Raw genomic sequence first — 1,466 nt, forward strand, 5'->3', positions numbered from 1 at the left:
ATGTGTTACCGGTTTTATTGTTAATTTATAGACTCATCTAAGCGGAGAAGAGCCAACCGTTTAGTTATGAACAGTTCACCGCTATAGCTAAATGTATTTTGTTTGATTCAACGGAATGCTATCAATGAGTGATTTATGGATCCTTTAACGCAGGGCGTGTTAGGCGTTTCTTTGTCACAATCTGCCAGCAAAAAACAACATTTGGTTGTTGCTGGGGTATTAGGGCTGCTCTCCGGGTTAGCACCAGATTTGGATGCACTGATTAAGTCTCAAAGTGACCCTTTGTTGGCTTTGGAATTTCATCGACAATTTACCCATTCACTCTTCTTTATTCCCATTGGCAGTTTGATCTGCGCTTTGGTTCTGCATCACCTGATTGCAAAAAAACGTGGGCTTTCTTTCAAACAAAGTTGGCTGTTTTGTGCTCTGGGCTATGGTACTCATGCACTGTTAGACGCTTGTACCACCTATGGCACGCAGTTACTTTGGCCTTTCACCAACGCGCGTTTTTCTTGGAATACCATATCAATCATCGATCCTGTTTATACGCTTCCCATTCTAGTGTTGCTTGTGTTTGCGACGTTAAAACGAGCGCCTTGGCTAGCGCGTGTTGCGTTTACTTGGGCGCTAATTTATCCAACATTAGGGATGATTCAGCGAGACAGGGCAGAGGCGATTGGGTGGCAATTAGCGCAAGAAAGGCAACACACACCGATTCGATTAGAGGCAAAACCAAGCTTTGCGAATATCTTGGTTTGGAAAGTGGTGTACGAAACAGAGGCTCATTACCATGTAGACGCAGTGCGGGTTGGCACATCGGTAAGCACGTATCCCGGAGAGTCGATTGCGAAGCTGAATGTTAGCAGGGATTTACCTTGGCTTGACCCGGACTCTCAACAAGCCAAAGACATAGAACGTTTCCGCTGGTTTTCAAATGGTTATATCGCTCAGGACCCAACAGACGAGCTGCGTATTATCGATGTCCGATATTCAATTGTACCAAATCAAATGAAAGCACTATGGAGCATCAAGCTATCAAAAGCAGTTGATGCAAACGCGCATGTAAAATACGAAACTCATAGAGACAACACGCCAGAGTCGAGACAGATCTTCTTCGGTATGCTCACTGGCGATAAATGAGCTAGTTTTAAACTGATCTGCACCGTCAATACTGGATGCTACGTTAAGCGACTTTCCATACGTTTAGTTATCTCTGAATTGTTAATTTAGGGGAAGCTATAGCTCATTTATGCCCCATTGTGTGTTCACTTCGATGAGTGAACTACATCGGCAATCTATTTTTACAATACATAAACTAATGGTTAGGAAAAGGCCCGACACATTTTCTTTCTTCACTCTAGGTAGTCAGCATATTTAGATAGTATGGACAATAGGATAGAGTCAGACCATACTCAGGGCAAGATTACGAAGCCCCTTGCCCTGCAAGGACTTGCGAAAGGTAAGCG

At 43.7% G+C, this 1,466-nt stretch carries 1 protein-coding gene; it reads left to right on the plus strand.

Annotated features, from left to right (window positions below; translation table 11 throughout):
- The first annotated feature begins 135 nt into the window (after positions 1-135).
- The gene (locus AB6E78_RS22865) at positions 136-1,140 is read left to right on the plus strand and encodes a metal-dependent hydrolase (RefSeq protein ID WP_372052197.1); all 1,005 of its coding nucleotides are present in this window, start codon (positions 136-138) and stop codon (positions 1,138-1,140) included.
- Positions 1,141-1,466 lie beyond the last annotated feature (326 nt).

Source organism: Vibrio sp. 10N.247.310.98, from assembly GCF_041467395.1.
In the GTDB taxonomy this organism is placed as follows: domain Bacteria; phylum Pseudomonadota; class Gammaproteobacteria; order Enterobacterales; family Vibrionaceae; genus Vibrio; species Vibrio crassostreae_C.